General features: G+C 36.4%; 22 protein-coding genes. 13 read left to right on the forward strand and 9 right to left on the reverse strand.

What is annotated here, in order from left to right; translation table 11 throughout:
* The first annotated feature begins 10 nt into the window (after nt 1-10).
* Entirely contained in the window at nt 11-178 is a 168-nt protein-coding gene (locus AB1279_RS03445) for a FeoB-associated Cys-rich membrane protein (RefSeq protein WP_429757823.1), read from the forward strand.
* Nucleotides 179-367: 189 nt separating this feature from the next.
* Nucleotides 368-814 (forward strand): SgcJ/EcaC family oxidoreductase, encoded by a 447-nt coding sequence (locus AB1279_RS03450; protein WP_429757824.1) that lies wholly within the window; start codon nt 368-370, stop codon nt 812-814.
* Nucleotides 815-859: 45 nt separating this feature from the next.
* Here AB1279_RS03450 and AB1279_RS03455 read toward each other — a convergent pair whose 3' ends face one another.
* From AB1279_RS03455 to AB1279_RS03465, 3 genes are all read right to left on the reverse strand, one after another.
* Nucleotides 860-1,453 (reverse strand): kinase, encoded by a 594-nt coding sequence (locus tag AB1279_RS03455; RefSeq protein WP_429757825.1) that lies wholly within the window; start codon nt 1,451-1,453, stop codon nt 860-862.
* 396 nt (nt 1,454-1,849) lie between these two features.
* Nucleotides 1,850-2,878 carry a cytochrome d ubiquinol oxidase subunit II gene (gene cydB / locus AB1279_RS03460; RefSeq protein ID WP_429757826.1) on the reverse strand — a complete coding sequence of 343 codons (1,029 nt, stop codon included), beginning with the start codon at nt 2,876-2,878 and terminating at the stop codon, nt 1,850-1,852.
* Nucleotides 2,868-4,214 carry a cytochrome ubiquinol oxidase subunit I gene (locus AB1279_RS03465; RefSeq protein ID WP_429753380.1) on the reverse strand — a complete coding sequence of 449 codons (1,347 nt, stop codon included), beginning with the start codon at nt 4,212-4,214 and terminating at the stop codon, nt 2,868-2,870. Before AB1279_RS03465 ends, cydB begins: the two co-directional genes overlap by 11 nt.
* Before the next feature lie 223 nt (nt 4,215-4,437).
* Here AB1279_RS03465 and AB1279_RS03470 point away from each other — a divergent pair, with 223 nt between their 5' ends.
* A complete protein-coding gene (locus tag AB1279_RS03470; RefSeq protein ID WP_429757827.1) occupies nt 4,438-5,001 on the forward strand; it encodes a beta-class carbonic anhydrase in 564 nt (187 codons plus the stop codon).
* On the opposite strand, the gene yidD is transcribed toward AB1279_RS03470, so the two are convergent.
* Nucleotides 4,998-5,228: a membrane protein insertion efficiency factor YidD gene (gene yidD, locus AB1279_RS03475; RefSeq protein WP_429757828.1), complete on the reverse strand. Its 231-nt coding sequence runs from the start codon at nt 5,226-5,228 to the stop codon at nt 4,998-5,000. The two genes, AB1279_RS03470 and yidD, sit on opposite strands and share 4 nt — an antisense overlap.
* 128 nt (nt 5,229-5,356) lie before the next feature.
* Between yidD and luxS the strand changes: the two genes are divergently transcribed.
* A complete protein-coding gene (gene luxS / locus AB1279_RS03480; protein WP_230576081.1) occupies nt 5,357-5,830 on the forward strand; it encodes an S-ribosylhomocysteine lyase LuxS in 474 nt (157 codons plus the stop codon).
* A 136-nt stretch (nt 5,831-5,966) separates the two neighbouring features.
* On the opposite strand, the gene AB1279_RS03485 is transcribed toward luxS, so the two are convergent.
* Genes AB1279_RS03485 through ytzI form a run of 3 tightly spaced genes read right to left on the reverse strand, consistent with a single transcriptional unit; the run spans nt 5,967 to nt 6,636 of the window.
* On the reverse strand, nt 5,967-6,197 hold the full coding sequence (locus AB1279_RS03485; protein ID WP_429757829.1) for a DUF3953 domain-containing protein: 231 nt from the start codon (nt 6,195-6,197) through the stop codon (nt 5,967-5,969).
* Between the two features lie 54 nt (nt 6,198-6,251).
* Nucleotides 6,252-6,485 (reverse strand): DUF3953 domain-containing protein, encoded by a 234-nt coding sequence (locus AB1279_RS03490; RefSeq protein WP_429753384.1) that lies wholly within the window; start codon nt 6,483-6,485, stop codon nt 6,252-6,254.
* A 1-nt stretch (nt 6,486) separates the two neighbouring features.
* Complete coding sequence (gene ytzI / locus AB1279_RS03495; RefSeq protein ID WP_429757830.1) at nt 6,487-6,636, reverse strand: YtzI protein; 150 nt, start codon at nt 6,634-6,636, stop codon at nt 6,487-6,489.
* A gap of 109 nt (nt 6,637-6,745) precedes the next feature.
* Here ytzI and AB1279_RS03500 point away from each other — a divergent pair, with 109 nt between their 5' ends.
* From AB1279_RS03500 to AB1279_RS03540, 9 genes are all read left to right on the forward strand, one after another.
* The gene (locus AB1279_RS03500) at nt 6,746-7,060 is read left to right on the forward strand and encodes a hydrolase (protein ID WP_429753386.1); all 315 of its coding nucleotides are present in this window, start codon (nt 6,746-6,748) and stop codon (nt 7,058-7,060) included.
* Between the two features lie 81 nt (nt 7,061-7,141).
* Nucleotides 7,142-7,621, forward strand: coding sequence for an RNA deprotection pyrophosphohydrolase (gene ytkD / locus AB1279_RS03505; protein WP_429753387.1), 480 nt, complete (start codon nt 7,142-7,144; stop codon nt 7,619-7,621).
* A 323-nt stretch (nt 7,622-7,944) separates the two neighbouring features.
* The gene (locus tag AB1279_RS03510; protein WP_429761551.1) at nt 7,945-8,394 is read left to right on the forward strand and encodes a hypothetical protein; all 450 of its coding nucleotides are present in this window, start codon (nt 7,945-7,947) and stop codon (nt 8,392-8,394) included.
* 165 nt (nt 8,395-8,559) lie between these two features.
* The gene (gene tnpB / locus AB1279_RS03515) at nt 8,560-9,684 is read left to right on the forward strand and encodes an IS200/IS605 family element RNA-guided endonuclease TnpB (RefSeq protein WP_429757831.1); all 1,125 of its coding nucleotides are present in this window, start codon (nt 8,560-8,562) and stop codon (nt 9,682-9,684) included.
* A gap of 95 nt (nt 9,685-9,779) precedes the next feature.
* The gene (locus AB1279_RS03520; RefSeq protein WP_429757832.1) at nt 9,780-10,244 is read left to right on the forward strand and encodes a hypothetical protein; all 465 of its coding nucleotides are present in this window, start codon (nt 9,780-9,782) and stop codon (nt 10,242-10,244) included.
* Between the two features lie 205 nt (nt 10,245-10,449).
* Entirely contained in the window at nt 10,450-11,541 is a 1,092-nt protein-coding gene (locus tag AB1279_RS03525) for a recombinase family protein (RefSeq protein WP_429757833.1), read from the forward strand.
* A 565-nt stretch (nt 11,542-12,106) separates the two neighbouring features.
* Complete coding sequence (locus AB1279_RS03530) at nt 12,107-13,048, forward strand: N-acetylmuramoyl-L-alanine amidase family protein (protein WP_429757834.1); 942 nt, start codon at nt 12,107-12,109, stop codon at nt 13,046-13,048.
* A gap of 64 nt (nt 13,049-13,112) precedes the next feature.
* A complete protein-coding gene (locus AB1279_RS03535; RefSeq protein ID WP_429757835.1) occupies nt 13,113-13,511 on the forward strand; it encodes an RDD family protein in 399 nt (132 codons plus the stop codon).
* 205 nt (nt 13,512-13,716) lie between these two features.
* A complete protein-coding gene (locus AB1279_RS03540; protein WP_429757836.1) occupies nt 13,717-17,445 on the forward strand; it encodes a S8 family serine peptidase in 3,729 nt (1,242 codons plus the stop codon).
* A 208-nt stretch (nt 17,446-17,653) separates the two neighbouring features.
* Here AB1279_RS03540 and AB1279_RS03545 read toward each other — a convergent pair whose 3' ends face one another.
* Both AB1279_RS03545 and AB1279_RS03550 read right to left on the reverse strand, forming a co-directional pair.
* Complete coding sequence (locus AB1279_RS03545) at nt 17,654-18,460, reverse strand: ABC transporter permease (protein WP_429753399.1); 807 nt, start codon at nt 18,458-18,460, stop codon at nt 17,654-17,656.
* Nucleotides 18,453-19,217: an ABC transporter ATP-binding protein gene (locus tag AB1279_RS03550; protein ID WP_429753400.1), complete on the reverse strand. Its 765-nt coding sequence runs from the start codon at nt 19,215-19,217 to the stop codon at nt 18,453-18,455. Before AB1279_RS03550 ends, AB1279_RS03545 begins: the two co-directional genes overlap by 8 nt.
* Between the last annotated feature and the right edge of the window lie 5 nt (nt 19,218-19,222).

Raw genomic sequence — 19,222 nt, forward strand, 5'->3', positions numbered from 1 at the left:
ATGTATCATAATGATAGTCAATATTTTAATTGGAGCTGTCGTTTTTGGATATGCTGGATATACGTTAATTAACTTTGTAAAAAGAAGTAAAAAAGGGAAATGTGCAGCGTGTTCCCTTAATAAATCATGTGAGTCCAATGTTTGTAGCCCTGATATGAAGCATGCGGTGAATAAGTAGTACAGAGATTCCTAGATAATATAAAAAAACGCATGGAGAAATGATCCATGCGTTTTCTGTTCACCTGGTAGTAAGATTCCATACTTCAAGCTTCAAAGAGAAATGGGAGAGATAGGTGAGGGTAGTTCAATTGAGTTGATGGAACGATCATTTAGAATATATATTAACTAAGAATCTAGAGGTGATAAAATGAACGAAAGTAAAGAATTACATATTAAAAAAGTGTACGAACGACTTATTGAAGCTTGGAATAATCGTGATGCAGAAGGTATGGCAAATTTGTTTACTGAACATGGAGAGAGTATAGGATTTGACGGAAGTCAGTCAATTGGACCTACAGAGATTTTTTCTCATTTAAGTCCCATTTTTAGGGATCACCCTACTGCTCGATTTGTAAGTAAAATAAAAGATTTGCGTTTCATTGGTGAAAATGCTGCTATCTTAAGAGCTATCGCAGGTATGATACCTTCGGGAAAATCAGATTTAAATCCAGCGGTTAACACGCATCACACTCTTATAGTTATAAATAACCTTAATGAATGGAAAATCGAATTATTTCAAAATACACCAGCGCAATTTCACGGAAGACCTGAATTAGTAGAACAAATGACAGAAGAGCTGAAGGAATTGATATAAAAAAGTGCTCAGAGCATAACAACTCTGAGCATTTTTGTTGTACTATTACCCTTGTAAAACTAAATCGGCAATTTTTGTAGGAGATTCTGCGTTTACATAAAATTCTTCTGCTTTCCAATATCTATTTTGAAATTTAGAAATGTTTTGCTGCGTATGTGAACTTTCACGAAGAAATCTCTTATTTCGTGGGCAGTCCAAATACACTACATAATCATAAAAACTTCTCCATTCTTTACGTTGAAGAAATACACCTTCTATTACAATTACACAAGTATTAGGTAGTTTAATAGTCTTCGTACTGTGTGTATCACATTCATTATCATAAAAAGGAAGAATAAGTTCATTTGAAAACCTGAGTTTATCAAAAAAGTGATTACGTAACCAAGGAATATCCCATTGTAAATGATAATATTCATACCATTCTTCATGACCAGTATTGTAACGTTTTTTACGTTCAACAATGTGGTCATCAATATGAAAGATATAGAAGGGGATATTCTTTTCTTCTGCAGCCTCGCTAAGTTTTTTCACAAGTGTTGTTTTGCCAGAACGGCTTAACCCATCTATACCTAAAATAAACCGATCGTTTATCTCAAGATTTGTAATCAAGTGTAAGAGAGTTATGAAATTATCTTTCAAGGTATTGTCATCTCCTTTGAAAAAGTTATTCTTTTTTTACCTTATTTTTCTCAGTTTTGAGCCATTAGCTATTATGCCAATAAAACCAGTGATGGCGAATACATACGCTACGAACAAGAAAGTTGATGATAGTGAGCCTGTAATGATTCTAAATGTGCCAAAAGCAAATAATAGGAAACTACTCACGAGAGCTATCATTTTTCTAGTTTTAATATTCATTTTTTGCACCCCTGAAAAATCTTTATTTTAAATAAATGTTAACACATCGATTGGTATAAATTAACATTAATCGTCATTTAGGAAGAGTTCTCTCTATTTTTATGGATATCGATATGGAAATTTAACACGGTCAAAATGAAAAAAAGAAGCCCGCTAAAACAGGCTTCTTTTTTTATTTTAATGATATCCCTTTGCAGAGTCTTTATGAATTTTTTCTTTAAAGATAGTGTAGCTCCATAATTGATAGCCAATAACAATCGGTACCATGACCATTGCAACAAAAAACATAATTTTTAAGTTTAACTCACTGCCTGCTGCTTGGAATAATGTTGTGCTGTATGCATCGTTAATGCGAGATGGCAGCATTCTTGGGAACATACCAGCAAAACCAGTTGCCATAAACATGGCGATTGTTAAGCAAACGAATGTGAAGGCTAACCCAATTTTACGTTTGAAAACCATAACGATTACGATGACACTCATTAACATCGCAAGTAACGGAATGATAAACAGTACAGGGTATTCCGTAAAGTTTTGGAATAAGTTTGTAAGGTTTGCCGTTGCGACGTAAAAGATGGCTAAAATAGTTGCTGATGCCATCGAAAATGGTTTGGCAATTTTATAAGCACGATCTGATACTTCACCAGTCGTTTTAATCATAACCCAAAGTGCACCGGATACGACAAAGATTGCAGTGAAGAAAAGACCGCCTAAAATACCGTAAGGGTGTAATAAGCTCAGTAAATTTCCTTCATAGCCGTGTTTGCCAATTTGTAGTCCGTAGTAAAGGTTAGCGAATGTAACGCCGAATAAGAATGCAATTAAGAAACTACCAACCGCATATGTCCATTTACAAACAGTTTGCCAAACTGGTGAATCATCTTTATGCATAAATTCTAATCCTGCTGCACGAGCGAACAGGGCGAATAATACTAAAAATAACGGTGTGTATAAGTAGCTGAACATGTTTGCGTATGTTACTGGGAAAGCAGCAAATGTCGCTCCCCCTGCTGTAATTAACCATACTTCATTACCACCCCAGAACGGTCCAATTGCTTCTTGCAGTTGATTGCGTTCTTGGCGATCTTTCGTAACGAATGGGAAAATCATTCCGTTACCGAGTGCATAGCCATCGAGAATAAAGTAAACTGTCCAAATCACGCCCCACAAACCGAACCAGATAATTGCAAGTGTATCATGAGACATGAGCTGCACCTCCTTGATTTGTTTCTTCTAATGCTGCAGGTCCCTTTTTCGCAAATTTTAACATGAGATATACATCAGCAATTAATAGTAAAGTGTAGAACAAGACTAAGCTAATTAAAGAGAACCAAATTTGCGGTACAGCAATTGGTGAAACCGCTTCAGCTGTACGCATAAGCTTGTATACTGTCCAAGGCTGACGTCCTGCTTCTGTAACGATCCAACCTGCGTTAATTGCTACATATGGAAGTAATACGGACCACATTGTAATTTTTAAGAAACGTTTTGAGTTTTCTAGTTTTCCTTTGCGCATTAAATAGAAGCCAAACCATGTCAGTGCCATAAAGAATGTGCCAAGGGCAACCATTAAACGGAAACTGTAATAAACAAGATTTACGTTCGGACGATCTTCTTTTGGAATATCTTTTAAACCGACAATTTTTCCATCAAATGAGTTTGTATAGAAGAAGCTGCCGAGTTTTGGAATTGATAGTGCTTCAAAGTTTTTCTCATTTTTCACGTCAGGAAATTGAATAATTGAGAAAGGTTTTCCTTCTCCAGTATCCCAAACTGCTTCCATTGCCGCACCTTTAGCCGGCTGCATTTTTGCTGCGAAAGCACCGGATTCGTGACCGATGAAAGGTGTTGCAGTTGCTGCAAATAAACCGAATATTAAACCGTACTTAAATGATTTTTTAAAGAATGCAACATCATTTTTACGCAGTAAGTGATACGCACTAATCGCCATAACGAAGAATGCACCAACGATATAACAACTAATAACAGTATGGAAGAACATATGCCATGCATATGGATTTGTAATAAGTGCCCAAAAGTCAGTTAATTCAGCACGACCATTGCGGACTACGTAGCCAACAGGATTTTGCATGAAGCCGTCCGCTGTGATAATCCAAAGAGCAGAAATATTTGTTCCAAGTGCGACCATCCACATAGAGAATGCACGGAATTTTGGTGAAATTTTCTCTTTACCGAACAACCAAATTCCCATGAAAGTAGATTCTAAGAAGAAGGCAACAAGTGCTTCTATTGCAAGTGGAGATCCAAAAATATCTCCCATATACTTGGAGTACTCAGACCAGTTTGTTCCGAATTGGAATTCCATCGTAATCCCGGTGATGATTCCCATTACGAAGTTAATGGTAAATAACTTACCCCAGAAATTTGCCATTTTTCGATAAGTTGGATTTAATGTGCGTGCATATTGCGTTTCCATACACGCTACTAAAATAACAAGTCCGAGTGTTAATGGTACAAATAAGAAATGATAAAAGATTGTAATTGCAAATTGAAAACGACTCAGTAATAAAACGTCGGACATAGTAATGACTCACTCCTTTTTTTTTTCATTATCTACAATTAGTTTATAGTGAAAATGTGAGCAAAGTATGGGTGAGTTGTTACAGAACTGTGTGAGAATTATGGAAGAATTATGACTGTTATCTGAAAACATCGTATTTTTAGAATAAAATAATACGTTTTTTGTTTTTTTCATTCTTTGATACACTTAATTTGTAGTTATATGAAGAAAGAGGGGTTTTACTATGAAGACATTAGAAGAAATTTTGCAATATAATAAGGAATTTGTTGAAAGCAAAAAGTATGAAGAATATGAAGCAGGAAAATTTCCGAATAAAAAAATGGTTATTATTTCATGCATGGACACACGTCTTGTAGAACTATTGCCAAAAGCGATGAACATGCGTAACGGTGATGTGAAAATTATTAAAGTAGCCGGTGCTGTTATTTCACATCCATTTGGAAGTATTATGCGCAGCATTTTAGTTGCGGTTTATGAACTTGGTGCAAATGAAGTGTGTGTAGTTGGTCACCATGATTGCGGTATGGCAAAAATTCAAGCGAGCAGCACAATTGAAAAGATGAAAGAGCGCGGTATTTCAGAAGAGAAACTAGATACGCTTCGTTATTCTGGAATCGATTTAGAGAGGTTCTTACGTGGATTCTCTAGTGTAGCAGAAAGCGTAGAGCACAGTGTTTCTATACTTCGCAACCATCCGCTTATGCCAACAGAAGTGCCTGTACATGGCCTTGTTATTCATCCGGACACTGGAAAGCTAGATGTTGTTGTGAATGGTTACGAAGGTTAATTCTCTTTTTGTTTTTTCTCTGGTACAGGGTCGAATCCGCCTGGATGAAACGGGTGGCATTTTAAAATTCGTTTCATTGTAAGCCAGCTTCCTTTTAATGCACCGTGAGTTTGAATCGCTTCTAGCCCGTAGTGAGAACACGTTGGGTGAAAGCGGCATGTTGGTGGTGTCATTGGAGAAATGAATGTTTGGTAAAAGCGAATGATATCGATGAAAATGCGTTTCATAACAATCTCCTTTCGTGCATATGTTGTAAGTATTATAGCATGGTCTGTACATAATACTTTACTAATTTGCAATTCCGTTATATCATATTGGATATAACGGAATTAAAATGAAAGCGGGAGAGATGCATATGCCATCAGTAGAAAGCTTTGAATTAGATCATACGATTGTAAAAGCGCCTTACGTAAGACATTGCGGCGTTCATAAAGTAGGCAGCGACGGTGTCGTGAATAAATTTGATATTCGTTTTTGCCAACCAAATAAGCAAGCGATGAAGCCAGATGTGATTCATACGCTAGAACATTTATTAGCTTTTAATTTACGTAAATATATCGATCGTTATCCTCATTTTGATATTATTGATATTTCGCCAATGGGCTGCCAAACAGGATATTATCTTGTCGTAAGCGGTACGCCAACAGTGCGCGAAATCATCGATTTATTAGAGTTAACACTGCAAGATGCGGTGAAGATTACAGAAATTCCTGCGGCAAACGAAACGCAGTGCGGTCAAGCGAAGCTTCATGACCTAGAAGGCGCAAAACGCTTAATGAATTTCTGGTTAAGCCAAGATAAAGATGAACTTGAGAAAGTGTTTGGATAAGATGAAGGGAAGCTGCCTGTGAAAGGCAGCTTTTTTAATTGGTGGATGTATGTTGACTGGTGTTGTGGAATCTTTATATTGTGTCGAAGCGCTGATATAAAGAGTTGGAAGAGCAACCATATATCGAGTGAGAATGCTATCGAGAGATTTTTACCACGGCGACAAATAATATAAAGATAGCAAGACCTAGAAAGAGAACGCCCATTAATTTGCGCTGCTCTTTTATTTCAGAAATCCCCCATAATAGAAAGGCAAGACCTAGGAATATTTGCGTATAAAGAAGGAACTGGGTCCCTTCAGTGAAAAAGGAACAAGTAGCTAAGATTAAAGCAGCTGTACTAAACAGAATGCGAAGTATTTTTAGCATTGTAGCGCTCCTTATCATTTTTTTGTGGTACTTACTATGAGAATAGTGTTTCGTTTAGCGAAAGAACTTCGATAGAGGAACATATAACGTCAACGCGCCAGTAAGAAACAGAAAAATCCCATTCGCTGTTTGTTGTTTTTGAAATTCTGCGATACTAGAAATGAAACACATGAGTCCTAAAGAGATGAGCATATAAGGTAAAATGAATGGAATGTTATCTGTAAAAAATCCAAAAGCAGCTAAAAGTAACGTGATAATGGGAAAAGTAATGCGTAATATTTTAAGCATGTTACTTCTCTTTTCTATTTTTAGTTTGATACGGATTATCCTCTATAGAATCTATTGAATGTTTATAGGAATATCCTTTGTTAATCGTTAGGACGGAGAATAATAAAACGGCAATCACAATAATGACCGCTATAATTAATATTTTCATCATAGAAAGGCCCCCTTTTTCTTCATTTTATCACTGCACACACTTTGTTTTACATATTTTTGTAAAAAATGAAAACAATAGAAGATAAAGCGGGTGAAAGAAGGGACGTTCTATGGATAAGAAAACATATTATGTGTCAGTTGCAAATGGTGAAATTTCACAGGTGAAAACAGCCAATACATATAGTTTTGCAATTCAAGCGACAGATGAGGAAATCCTTAGATTGCGGGAATGTTTTGATAATGCGTATCGTGAAGATCTTGGAGCATTTGTGCGCTCGCATGTTCCCTTTGTCGAATATCATAATGATTCCAATAATGATCGGTTCGATGAACAACTGCAAGAAGCATATCGTATGATTTATGAATTAGGGGATCATGAAGCGAAAGAATTAATTGCACAGATGGGTATTATCAATGGGTTATGATTGGATAAGATTAGTCATACTAGTCAGAATGTGCTACAATTTGTGGTAAGAAACTTGTAACCATCAATAGGGGAGTAGGGCATGTACACATTTAAAGATTATTATCATAACACTGTACAATTATCGTTTGAACGTTACCCATTTTCTCCAGAACCAAAGCATGTTTGGGTTGTGTGTCGATATGGGAACCAATGGTTATTAACACATCATTTGCGCCGTGGTCTTGAATTTCCAGGTGGAAAAGTAGAAGCTGGGGAAACACCGGAAGAAGCGGCAGCTCGTGAAGTTCATGAAGAAACGGGCGGCATTGTATCAAGCTTAATGTATATCGGACAATATAAAGTATCCGGAAAAGACAAAATAATCATTAAAAATATTTATTTCGCAACAATCAGTGCCTTAGAACAACATACGCACTATGAAGAAACAAAGGGATCTGTACTACTAACAGATATTCCGAAAGACATTAAAGAAAATAAACGCTTTAGTTTCATTATGCGCGATGACGTATTAGCGCGCACAATGCAGCATATAGAAGAAATCGGCTGTTTCACGAAATAGGGACAGGCGATTTCTTTTTTTCATTACATAGCTTTTAAGTGTATTTTCTTATTCATCGATGCTAGGCTTTACAATTGTTTTTTTTGAAAAAATGCACTGAAAAACATTATATAAAGAGAGGTAGTTATATGATTAAATATAATTATTTTACATACGCTCTCATGAACACAATTATATTTTTACCATATTTTTTGTTTATCACTATCGGAAATTCTTACAACACCCCCTTGCATGGCTGGTTTCCTCTTATTATCTTTTATACTTTTAAGTATACGGGGGCGTTCCTGATCAATTCGTTTCTCCAAAAAGTGAAGACCCGGGAATTGTTGTTAGGTTTTCTTATACTGGCAATTTTCGCAACTGTTTGCGGGATTTTAGCACCCCTTTCAACGATTTGGATTGAATTATCCGCTCTTTTGATGGGAATTGCAACGAGTATCTTGCTTCCTCTTTATACAACAATTCAATATCATGAAAAGCATTTTTATGAGCGTAAAATGAAACTAGAGAATTATGTATTTGCATTATTAACTGCAATCATTCTTGTTTCTGTCATCTTATTTACAGCTCATTCTCATTATTCAGGTGTTGCTTTTTTTATTTATCACCTTAGCCAAGAATACTCCTTCCTCAAGGAACGTGAAGGGCATAGCCCAGTGAGTAGGTGGGAGATGAATTGGCTTCGGATAGAGCGTGGCTTGCGCCGCGTTAACTATCCGACATACTCAAACCTTTGCGAATCAGCTCATAAACTGCACCTGCAAAACTTGTGATGTAATTTTCTTTTTGGTATTTTTCGATTTCTGCTACTAAATCAGCAGGAAACTTAATTAATTTTGCAATACGTTCCATACTATTTCACTACCCCTTCGATATATATTTGGTATATACTTATTCTTAGTATATGATGAGTATATACCGAAAAGGAGGTGAAATCAATGTTAGTCAATAAAGCATACAAATTCCGTATACATCCAAACAAAGAACAAGCAATTTTAATTAATAAAACAATTGGCTGTTCTCGATTTGTATTTAATCATTTCCTTTCTAAATGGAACGATAAATACAAGGAAACAGGAAAGGGTTTAGCATATGGAACATGTTCAGCAGAGCTTCCTAAGCTGAAGAAAGAATTTGTTTGGTTAAAAGAAGTAGATAGTATTGCAATACAGTCATCTGTCAGAAATCTTGCAGATGCGTTTGACCGATTTTTCAAGAAGCAAAATGATGCACCACGCTTCAAGTCAAAGAAGAACAAGGTACAATCCTATACTACCAAACATACTAATGGAAATATTGCCATTGTAGGCAATAAAATTAGGTTACCTAAACTTGGATTAGTTAAGTTTTCAAAAAGTCGTGAAGTAGAAGGACGTATCCTTAACGCTACAATTAGACGGAACCCAAGCGGAAAATATTTTGTGTCTATTCTTGTTGAAACAGAAGTGCAAGAATTACCCAAAACAGGCTCATCTGTTGGTGTGGATGTTGGATTAAAAGACTTTGCTATCCTTTCAACTGGGGAAGTATTTTGCAATCCAAAATGGTTTCGCAAACTTGAAGAAAAATTAACGAATGCACAACGCACTCTTTCCAAACGTAAGAAAGGCTCTTCAAACTGGAATAAACAGCGTATCAAAGTCACTCGCATTCACGAACGTATTACTAATGCAAGAACAGACTACTTACAAAAAATCTCAACCCATATCATCAAAAACCACGATGTAATTGGTATTGAGGATTTGCAAGTATCGAATATGTTGAAGAATCACAAGTTAGCCAAAGCGATTAGCGAAGTATCTTGGTCACAATTTCGAACTATGCTTGAATACAAGGCAAAATGGTACGGTAAACAAGTTGTTGTTGTATCAAAAACATTTGCTTCCAGTCAACTTTGTTCGTGCTGTGGCTATCAAAACAAGGACGTTAAGAATCTAAATCTTCGTGAATGGACTTGCAAAGAATGTAACACACATCACGATAGAGATATTAACGCAAGTATAAATCTTAAAAATGAAGCCGTAAGACTTCTAACCGCAGGGACTGCGGAGCTAGCCTACTAAGATAACCCAAGGATACTTTGGTGTTCGTAGGAATCCCCCACTTCAAACGATCCGTAAGGGTGTTAAGTGGTGGGTAGTTCAAGGGGAGTAAGGTTGTGAAACGATTTAATCGTTATCACCCTTTATCTGTCATCAGTACAGGTTCTGTTTGTGGTTTATTATTTACTATAATACCGTGGACGATTGTCGTAGGCAGTTTTTTCATCGGTTTTTTCACTTCACTGCAAGCTAGAAAATTAAATCGATTTGCTTATGATGCTTCTGAAACCTTTAAAGATTCAAGCCTGTTACTACGTAATCGTTGGTCCAAGCTAGGCAGCATGATCAATCAAATTTGTTTAGTTCTATTGATTTTGTTAGGTAGCTATATGAATCATATTCCGTTCAATCAAGTTTTTTTAATCATAACTGGAAAAACAACCCACTATAAAGGTGAAATGTTTATAACTCTTATGATAACTGCGATCATAATGTTTTTACTTATTGGAGGCCTTCTGTCATACGGAATTTGGAGAATGAAAGAAATTGCTCCATATGGGAATGAGAATATTGACGATTAAATTGAAAGAACTTGGCTGTTTCATGAAATAGCCAAGTTCTTTTTGTTTTTACAGAAAAGGTATGATTTCTAATAGATCATTGCTTACACTCTCTCAAATGTTCATCTTTCTTCCCAAACCTTTCGTAATAGTTAAATATTGTTATCGCATATTTTTCCAAAATTGATTATCATTTCAATGACAACATAGAGATAGGGAGGACATGATGAGGAAACAGTGTATTTATTTTCTATTTTTGCTCATAAGTATTTGCTTTATGAGTAGCTGTAGTAAAGCAAAAGATGTGGTAAAAGAACAAGAGATATGTAAAACAAAAGAAGAATGTATAAAAAAGGGAGATGCATTGGTTAGTCAGATTAATACAAAATTGCAGGGCATTTCCGAATTAGAAGAATATAAAGCAGTAGAAGATACGGAGGAACTAGCAGCGTATGAAGAACAAAGGAAAGATGACGAACGTTACTTCTTTTTAGCCTCTTATTATATTGATAATGATGAGTTAGTAGATCCATATTTTGAAAAGCTAGATAAAAAGAGATTACATAAGGTATTTGCAGATGATAAAGAGGCAAGTGAAGAAATTATCGCATCTCATGAAGATATGGATTATCATCGAACGCTATGGGATATGTACAGCCTCTTAATTCCAGCAAAATATAGAGAGAGTATAAAAGAATTCGATATCGTGACGGATGGATACGATAATATCGTCGCTCACGTTATGCAAAATACAGAAAATCCTAAAGACTGGATAATAAGTTTAGATACGTTAGATTCTAACATAAATATAAATGAAGTGATGAAAACGTTAATTCATGAAACTGCTCATGTTTTAACATTGAACAACACGCAAATTCCTGTGGATCAGAAGTATATACAAAATGTTACAGAGGAAAAGGACATTTCAGCCTATGAAGCAAAATGTACGTCGCTGTTTTTAATGGAAGGTTGTACAAAGAAAAATTCGTATATAAACCAATTTTATGACCAGTTTTGGAAGCCGCTTGAAAGTGAATGGAAAGAGAAAAAAGTAGAGACAGATTTAGAAGCGCAAGTGCAATTTTTTAAAGAGCATGAAGACAAGTTTGTTTCTGAATATGCAACAACGAATGTGGCAGAAGACATTGCTGATACATTCACAGCGTTCATTTTACATGACTCGAACAAAGTGAAAGAATCAAAAGAATTAAAGTATCAAAAGATTGCTTTCTTTTATCAATTTCCAGAGCTTGTGAAGATGAGAGCGGAAGTGTTGTCTGGACTGCAGCAAATTTCGGAGAAAGTGGAAGAGGCGTAGGATGCGTTGTGGATTGTTAATATGGGGAAGTTGAAGGTAAAGAAATAAAGCTTAGGATAGATACATCTTTATTTTTTGTAACACTAGTATGAACATAATCATAGCAGCTTCATTAAATATATGTAAGAATTATAGAGATGCAGAGAATTGCAGGGAGGTTGCAATTCTCTGCATTTTTCTTTGTAATAAATAATTTAGAATTCCTTTTATATTAAATTACAACACGTTCCGTTTTGACTACGATGACAATAGACAAGTTCGTACGTACAACGCAGGAAAGGGTTCAGGCCCTATGTTTAACTATAATCAGCCAGGGAAAGTAACGGGTTTAGTTGTCGGAATGAAGCCGTATGGTGAAATTTTAGGAACAATCCTCTTATTAGAACGTTATCGATATAATAAAGTATGAAAGTATGAAAGTATGAAAGTATGAAAGTATGCAAGTTTTAAAGTTAGAATTTTAATATCCCGATATAAATAAAATTGAAAAAAGAAATGTAAGATTATCTGATTACCTGTTATACTGTGAAGGCTACAGCAAGATTTATATTTTAGGAGGCTACATATGGGTAAGATGCGAAACTATTTTATGCAAGCGATGCTGCTTGTAGCAATGCTCTTTATGAGTAATGTTTTCAGTAAATCTGCGTTTGCTGAGACAGAACGTATTGATTGGATTAAAAGCGTTCATGTTACGCCGAGTGAAATTCCTTTTGGTCGTGATATAAGGGCAAATATTAGTGTTGTTGTTAATGAAGATAAAGTGAAGCCAAAAGCGGGCGATAAAATCGAGGTAAAATATGTTCTTCCGTATTTAAATGAAGAGAAAGAAGAAGTGTACGATACGATTTATTTAATTTATAACGACCAAACAAAACAATATGAATATTACTTCATGAGTGCCTTTAATTTTGAGCAAATTGGTACTTGGGAGATTGCTGAAATTAGCTCTCAGCAACAGCCATTAAAAGCGTATAACTCTAACGTATATGAAAATATGGAACTACCATTTTATGAAAGTATGGAAGATTTGAGCGGTGGTAATATTACACTATTAGAACCAAACGCTGGATGGAATTACATAGACACCTATGGACATGGTAGCTGGTATTATTTCAATGCTAATTTGGAACCTATGACAGGCTGGCTGCACGACGGGGGGGAATGGTATTACTTACACCCGAACGATGGTCGTATGCAAATGGGATGGCTGCAAGATAATGGAACATGGTATTACTTAACGAACAGTGGTGCAATGACAACTGGATGGGTATTAGATAAAAAGACATGGTATTACCTTGAGAACAATGGTGCGATGAAAACAGGCTGGTTATATGAAGGTGGTATTTGGTATTATTTACAGAATACCGGAGCAATGGCAATGAATTGGAAAGAAATCGGTGGAAAGTGGTACTACTTTTACGGACAGAGTGGAAAAATGGCTGCGAATGCTTGGATCGGTAAGTATTGGGTAGGAGCGGATGGTGCTTGGTCTAAGACAAGATAATCCAGAATACGTTGTAAATATATGGATTGATCTTTATGCTACATAAGAGAATGGAGAATATAATATGAATCAACAATTAGCAGGGTTTTGGAGACGGCTTGGAGCAAATTTTTTAGATGGACTAGTATTAGTTCCATTTCTTGTGATTTTCATGGCGTTAGGTGTGTCTGAGAAGAAAGCAGATGATATAGTAGGTATGTTAGAAACGTTATACTATCTAATTGTTCCTATCGTATGGGGAGGATTTACAGTAGGTAAGAAAGCAGTAGATATTCGAATTGTACGTATTGATGGGAAGAATATTACGATTTGGACTACGTTAAAACGTTACCTATTAGGTGGAATTGTATATGGAATTACGTTTGGAATTGGTGTTATCGTAAGTGCATTTATGGTAGCATTACGACAAGATAAACGCTCTATTCATGATTTCATTGCAGGAACAAAAGTTGTACGTGATTAGTAAGAAAAGCAACCTATTGTAGGTTGCTTTTTTGTGTATTCTATTATTTTTTGAAATCTCACTTTATCGACTTATATATTTCTTATTCTACAAAAAATACGAATTATTTTAAAATTTTTGTGTATAAATGTAAAAATAAGATAATTTCACTTGTAATATATGGTATCATTCCAATATAAGACGTTATGGAAAGAAGGGGAAATGATTGAAAAAATTTACAAAAATTGCTTTTTCAGTAGGACTAGCAACTTCATTATTAATTCCTACTACTAGTTTTGCAGCCACGCCGCAATCTATTATAAAGCAAGCTGCTCAAAAAGATGCGAGACAAACAATGGACACATTTATTGTCAAATACTCTGAACGTATTACAAAAAAAGAACATTCCAATTTAGGAACAACAGTTGTTCAAAGTATTCCAGCCTTAAAATACGATGTTGTTCGTATTAACAAGGGACAAGATACAAAAGAGGTATTCAAAAAATATAAAAAACTAAAAAAAGTAACGAATATTTCTCCAAGTGTCCAATACACAACATTTGCTACAAATGACCAAAAGGTAAAGGACGCATATGCGCTTTCATCATTACATATTGAAGAGGCGTGGAAACATGCTGGTAATAAGCCTGTAACAGTGGCTGTCATTGATACAGGATTGAATGTAAAGCACCCTGAGCTGCAGCATAGCATGCTCCCGCCATATAATGTTGTAAATCCTGCTGGTGGTTTTAATCCAGAAGTTCACGGTACACACGTTGCGGGTATTATTGCTGCGAAGGAAAATAATGAATTAGGTGCATATGGAATAAATCCGAAGGCAAAAATTCTTCCTGTTGATGTTTTTGGAGGAGAACAGGGTGCAGCAGACTATAATATTGCGAAAGGGATATTGTATGCAGTAGACCATGGTGCTGATGTAATTAACATGAGTTTAGGAGGGCCAAGGCCGAGTGCAGTTGTCCAAGAAGCAATAAATAAAGCTATAGAAAAGAATGTTGTTATTGTAGCAGCAGCAGGAAATGATGGGGAAAGTTTATATAGTTATCCAGCTTCTTATAACGGTGTTATTTCAGTTGGTGCAACAGATGCGGATAATAGACTTACAGATTTCTCCACCTACGGTCCAAGTATGGATATTGTGGCGCCGGGTGCGCAGATTTTTAGTACGATTTATACACCAGAAAAACCAGATACATATGCGAAGCTAAATGGAACATCGATGGCATCACCAATTGTTGCGGGTGTTGCTTCGCTTATCAAATCAAAATATCCAGATTTAAATTCATATCAAGTGGAAGCGCTTTTAAAAAGTACTGCTACTGATTTGGGAGAAAAAGGATATGATATTAAATATGGATATGGCCTTGTTAATCCAGTTGCAGCATTAGATTTTGATGTAAGTAAACTATCAAACTATGCAAAACCGACACCTGCTACATTAGAGAATGCAGAAGCAGTTACGTTTGAAAATAATAGTGCAACGAGAAAGGGCGCATTAACAAAACCATTTGAATCACATAATTATAAAATTAACCTAGATAAAGGGAACTATGCACAATTTGCATTAGAATCAAGTGAAAACTTTGATTACAAACTACGCCTTCACTTCTATCCAGAAGGAAGTAAAGAAGCGACTGAAACGATTACAGTTAATGATACATTAGCAGGTAAAGTAGAAAGCGGTTTATTTAAAGCGAAAGAAAAAGGGACACTTGTTGTTGAAGTAACTGATGCAAATGGAAACTATGATCCAAATGGTTCTTCCTCTTACACATTAACAATGAATTTTGCAGATCATGTTAATGATACAATGGCTAGTGCAGAAAAACCATACAACGTAACTTCTTTACCGTTTCAATCAAATAATATTCAAGATGGTGCACCAACCTTCGCAGGAGAAGGAAATGTAGATACGGATTATTATCGAGTACGCTTCCCGTACGACGGTTATGGTCAGATTAATATGAATGCAATTACAGGCGTGGATACATCCATTACAATCTATCCTGAAAATAAGAAAGAAGATATTAATTCTCATATTGTTGGTGAGAATAGCGGTACTCATGAGAAAGAAGCTGTTGCTTTTCCGGTTAAAGCAAGTGAAACATATATTGTCGAAGTAACAGGGAACGGTCCCAAGGAAGCTATGATGGGAGAACAAGCGGAAAAGCGTATTTTTGGCTCTATATTGCCTTATGAGTTAACGATTGACATGGCAAATATGCCAAATGATGAAGACAATTTCCCGGCAGAAAATGCTTCGTTTGACCTTTTTGCTGGAGAAGAATTAACAGCGGCACAATCAGCACAAATGTTACAAAGTGCAGTGCCGATGAACATTGATGAGAGTAAGAAGGCATTTTTTCAACGAGATAAAGATATCGACCTTTATAAAGTAACAGCAAAAGAAGATACAATTATAAGTACGGAATTAGCAGGTAATCCACTTGGACAAACGATGCTAAAACTGTATGAATACAATGAAGAAGCTGGTGTTCTAACAGAGAAGATGAACGGTTCCTTGTTCAGTATGCTAGCTGCATTGTTTGGTGGCGGGGCAAAAGATGCTAATTCAAATTATATGTTAGAAGCAAATAAACAGTATGTGATTGCAGCAACATCATTAGGAAGTATTACCGGTCATCCATATGAAATAAAGACGAAAACAGTGACACATGTAACACAAGATGAACACGGAATGAACAATGATCCTGAGACAGCGACGCCAATTGAGCTAAACAGCAGCATAAAAGATCGTTTAGTTACTGCATCTGATATAGATATGTATTATTTAAAAATGAAGGAAGATGCGCTAACAAGCTTTAAGCTTAAAACAGTTATGATGGATAATGCTGAGAAAGAGAAATATCCAAGTTCATTAACAATGCCGCCGTTTTACATGTTAGTAGTTGCGGAAGATACAAATGGAAATAAAAAATTAGATCCAGAAGAAGAAGAGAAAATGCTCCCTTACGAAAATCTACAAAGAGGAATAGCGGGATCTTTCCAAGGTAAGAAAGATGTGGGATATTTCTTTATGATTCAACAACACCCATTTAGCATGGGGGCAAGTTTAAATGTAAATGAATATGAATTATCTGTTTCAGCAGTTAACCAAGAAGATGAAGATAAAGATTCTGTTGTAAAAGACAATGTTCCATCTAAGCCAATTGAATTGAAAACAGAAAATCATAGAGAATGGAAAGCATCAGGTCTTTATAATGCAGGTGTTTCTTTTGGAGATAGTGATTATTATGTATTTACGAATCCAATAAAACAGAATGTCACAATTTCTTTAACATCACCAAAGGGTCTTGATTCTGTTCTCTCCATTTACAAAGATAATGGTGATCTTATTAAAAAAGTAGATTCCTATCTTACGAATGATGCTGAAGAAATTACACTTAACTTAAACAAAGGTAAGTACTATATTAAAGCGGAAGATGTGAAAGGGGCATCTAGTAATGACCCTTATCAATTAAGTGTTATGATAAAACCTCATGCAGGATGGAATGGTGAGGGCGAAAATTGGTATTATTTCCATCCAGATACATTGGAACTTGCAACAGGCTGGTTGCATGATGGAGGGAAATGGTATTACTTACATCCGAACGATGGTCGTATGCAAACGGGATGGCTACTAGATAATGGAGTATGGTATTACCTCCATAACAGCGGTGCAATGGCAACAGGCTGGGTATTTTACGGAGGAAACTGGTATTACCTTGAAAATAGCGGGGCTATGAAAACAGGTTGGTTATCTCAAGGCGGAAAATGGTACTATTTAAATCAAAATGGAGCAATGGCAGAAGGTTGGAAAGAAATCGGTGGAAAGTGGTACTATTTTGATAAAGATAGAGGAGAGATGGCTGCAAATACTTGGATAGGTAATTATTGGATAGATACAGACGGCGCTTGGGCTAAGACTAGATAAGTGTTCGATTCATGATGTAATTGCAGGCGCATAAAGTGAAACTTCCATCAGTGGGGGGCTTCATCCTCCACTGATGGTTAGCCCTCACCAATCGGGCTTTTACGGGCAGTTATCCCCCGCCTTTCTTCTTTGCTATTCTCTGAATTTTGAGGTGGGGTCTTACTGCCCGTTAATGCGGGATAAATAAGAGAAAAGCAACCTATAATTGTTAGGTTGCTTTTTTCGTGCGCGTAATGAACTTTTCAAATGCTGCGACAAGTACATACATAAGTGTTGCGAGAATGCATGTAAGAAGTACGCTAAGTAACACGAGCGTAAAATTAAATACTTGAAAGCCGTAGCTAATTAAATATCCAAGTCCTTCTTTGGAAATAAGCAATTCGCCGAAAATAACTCCAACCCAAGAGAGACCGACGTTTACTTTTAATGTGGAAATAATCGCTGGAAATGATGCAGGCAAGATGACTTGTTTATAACATTGCCATTTGTTTGCGCCAAAGGTTTGCATGACTTTCAAATAATTGGCGTCTACTTCTTGAAAGGCACTATAAATGACGAGGATGGTAACGATGATGGAAATAATGACGCCCATCGCTACCGCAGATGAAATATTCGGACCGAAGATGACGATAATAATCGGACCGAGCGCGACCTTTGGCATTGCGTTTAAGACGACAAGATATGGATCGAGTACACGGGCAATGAAAGGGCTCCACCATAAGAAGGTTGCGATACACGTACCAAGAAGTGTTCCGAGTATAAAGCCAAGGCACGTTTCAAAGAGCGTTGTATATATGTGCGGCCAAAGGGAATTGTCCTGCCACTTTGTGATGAGTAAGTGAAAAATGCTAGAAGGCGAGCTGAATAGTAATGGATCAATCCACTGGTTTCGACTAGCGACTTCCCATAAGGCGAAAAAGAGAATGAGGATGAATAGCTGCAACGTTCGTACAGCAAGTGTCCACTTTATTTCTTGTTTTCGAAAGTCTTGATGAATTTCTTTTATATTATCCAAGTTGTTCCAACTCCTTCCATATTAACTGGAAGAATGAAGGGAAATCAGGATGCTGGCGTGCTTCAAATGGTGAGAGGGCGCGAATGTTTTCTGGAACAGAAAAGACTTTGGCGATTCGCCCTGGTTTTGCTTGCAGTAAATAAATGCGATCGCTCATCGCAATCGCCTCTTCGATGTCGTGTGTAACGAGAAGTGATGTTTTCTTATATTCTTTTAAAATGGAAAAAACGAGTTCTTCTAATTTTAATTTTGTTTGGTAATCGAGTGCAGAGAATGGTTCGTCTAGTAATAATATTTTCGGATCTGTTGCGAGTGTCCGAACGAGAGCAGCTCGTTGGCGCATCCCGCCTGATAATTCACGCGGATATTGCTTCTCAACTCCCTGCAGTCCGACTTGTTCCAATAACTGCAAAGCATGTTGCTTCGTTTCTGATGTGTATGCTTTTGTAATGCGTAAGCCGACTGAGATGTTCTCTTCAATCGTTTTCCACGGAAACAAATAATCTTGCTGAAGCATATAACCGATGGAGGATGTTGGTTTTGTCACACATTCTCCATCGAGAAAGACAGTTCCTTGAATTGGCTGCAGTAAACCTGAGATAACAGAAAGAAGTGTTGTTTTGCCGCAGCCGCTAGGGCCAAGGAAGGAGATAAATTCTCCATCCTCAATTGTTAAGGAAATCTTTGATAAGACGAGGCTGGCGTTTTCTTTTGAGAAGAAGCAATGAGATACGTTAGAAAGCTGTAGCAATTTCATTGCAC

The organism is Bacillus sp. S14(2024), assembly GCF_050473785.1.
Taxonomy (GTDB): Bacteria; Bacillota; Bacilli; order Bacillales; family Bacillaceae_G; genus Bacillus_A; species Bacillus_A yunxiaonensis.